Raw genomic sequence first — 1,959 nt, forward strand, 5'->3', positions numbered from 1 at the left:
GGTCCTTAGCACGCACCGGCGTCATGCCGGTGAATCCAAGGCGGCCGGTACTCCGTCCGACCCCCGTCCCGGCCGCCTGCGCAGCACATCAAGGGATCGCTGCGGAGCCGGGCCCGTGGAGGCGTGAACGCCCCCGCGGGCCCGGTCACAGCTTCTTGCGCCAGACCTGCCCGTGGACCACGTCCCCGAAGCGCTCCACCGGGGGCTCTTCCTCTTCCAGGACGAACCCGGCGCGCTCGTAGATGCGGTGCGCCGGACGCTGGAGCGCCGTCGTCCACAGCATCATCTCCGTGTACCCGGCCTCGGTGGCGAAGCGGACGCACTCGCCGACCAGCGCGGCCCCGACGCCGAGGCCGCGGGCCTCGGGCTCGACGTGCAGCAGCCGGAGCTGCGCGACGTCGTCGTCGCGGCGGACGCAGAAGACGCCGCCCACCCGCACGCCGCCGGACTCGGCGATCCACGCGTTCTCCCGCTCCGGGTCGTGGCCGCCCACGTAGTCGGCGACGACCTTGGCGACGAGCGCCTCGTAGGTGCGGTCCCAGCCGCATTCCACGTCGTAGAGGGCGCCGTTGCGCTCCACGATCCAGCCGAGGTCGCCGGGGCGCAGCGGGCGCAGGACGACGTCGCGTCCCGCTCGGCGGGGCCGGTCGCCGAGGATGCCGTGGATCGTGCGCATCGCGGCGAGCAGGCGCCCGCGGTCGGCGGCGGGCAGCCCGGCCAGGAGGCCGCGGATCTCGGTCACGGACCGCTCGTCCAGCATCGCGAAGACCTCCCGGCCGCGCGCGGTGAGCCGGACGACCTGGCGGCGGGCGTCGCCGGGCGAGCGCTCCCGCGCGACCAGCCCGTCGGCCTCGAACCGGGTCAGCATCCGGCTGAGGTAGCCGGCGTCCAGGCCGAGATCGCGGCGCAGGGCGAGCACCTCGGTGTCCTTCCGCTGCGCCAGCTCGAAGATCACCCGTGCCTCGGTCAGGGAGTACGGCGTCTGGACGTGCCCCTCGCCGAGCACCCCGATGACACCGGTGTAGAACCGGTTGAACGCCCGGACCGTGCCGATGTCCCCCTCGGTCACCTCCATGCCTGCGCCTCCTAACGTTTGACTCAGTCAAACATTACGCGACGGAAGGACCGTTTTTCCAGCCCGAAGGGACGATCAGACGCTCACCACGGTCAGGCGCGCGACGATCAGACGCTCGCCTTCGCCTTCGCCTCGGCGGCCCGCAGCGCCCGCGCGTCCTGCACGATCCGCCGCTCGACGAAGAAGGTCATCAGCGGGACGATGCCGCCCAGGACGATCAGCACCATCTTGCTCAGCGGCCAGCCGGCACGCCGCCACAGGTCGTACGCGGCCGCCAGGTACACCATGAACAGGGCGCCGTGGATGGGCGCCACGATGCCCGCCATGGCGGGCATGTCGGGCGGGCCGTACTTCAGGACCATGCCGATCGTCAGCAGCACCAGCAGCGTGCCGACCACCAGCGCCAGGATCCGGTACCGGGTCACCGCGCCTTCCACAGAACTCACCTTTCGTCGACGGCCCGCAGGGCTGGGGCCTCGCGTACGGCGGGGTCAGCCGCGCCGGCCGCTCTGGGAGTTGAGCCGCGCGAGGTAGCGGTTGTAGGCCGCGAGCGCGGGGTCTTCCTCCTCCTGCTGCCGGATGATCTCCCGCTTCACCTCGGCCTCGGCGGGCTCCTCGATCACCTTCGGCGCCGGGGCGGCACCGGACCGCTCGTCGCGGATCATCTTGACCCACATCACGATCACGAACAGCGCGAAGATCGGCCATTCGAACGTGTAGGCCCAGCTGCGGTCGTTGCCGCCCTGTGCCCGGTCGTACTGCCACCAGCCGAAACCGAGGAACGTGCCGCACAGCACGATCGCGAGCACGTGCAGCCCGATCCAGCCAGGGGTGAGGAACCGTCGCACGCCCCCGAGCCTACCCCCGCCCCCGCATTCCTCCTC

Annotated in this window: 3 protein-coding genes; all 3 read right to left on the minus strand. The window is 71.7% G+C overall.

Translation table 11 applies throughout. From position 1 onward, the window contains the following. Positions 1–145: 145 nt before the first annotated feature. Complete coding sequence (locus E1264_RS42305) at positions 146–1,075, minus strand: helix-turn-helix domain-containing GNAT family N-acetyltransferase (RefSeq protein ID WP_132183173.1); 930 nt, start codon at positions 1,073–1,075, stop codon at positions 146–148. A gap of 107 nt (positions 1,076–1,182) precedes the next feature. Continuing rightward, on the minus strand, positions 1,183–1,512 hold the full coding sequence (locus E1264_RS42310; protein WP_132183175.1) for a DUF3817 domain-containing protein: 330 nt from the start codon (positions 1,510–1,512) through the stop codon (positions 1,183–1,185). Positions 1,513–1,566: 54 nt separating this feature from the next. Then, on the minus strand, positions 1,567–1,959 hold a 393-nt coding region (locus tag E1264_RS42315), incomplete at its 5' end, for a hypothetical protein (protein WP_347813463.1).

This window comes from Actinomadura sp. KC216 (genome assembly GCF_004348535.1).
Lineage (GTDB): Bacteria > Actinomycetota > Actinomycetes > Streptosporangiales > Streptosporangiaceae > Spirillospora.

Excerpts from the sequence above, each read along its gene's own strand:
- E1264_RS42305 (WP_132183173.1), bottom strand. The coding sequence starts at position 1,075 with ATGGAGGTGACCGAGGGGGACATCGGCACGGTCCGGGCGTTCAACCGG.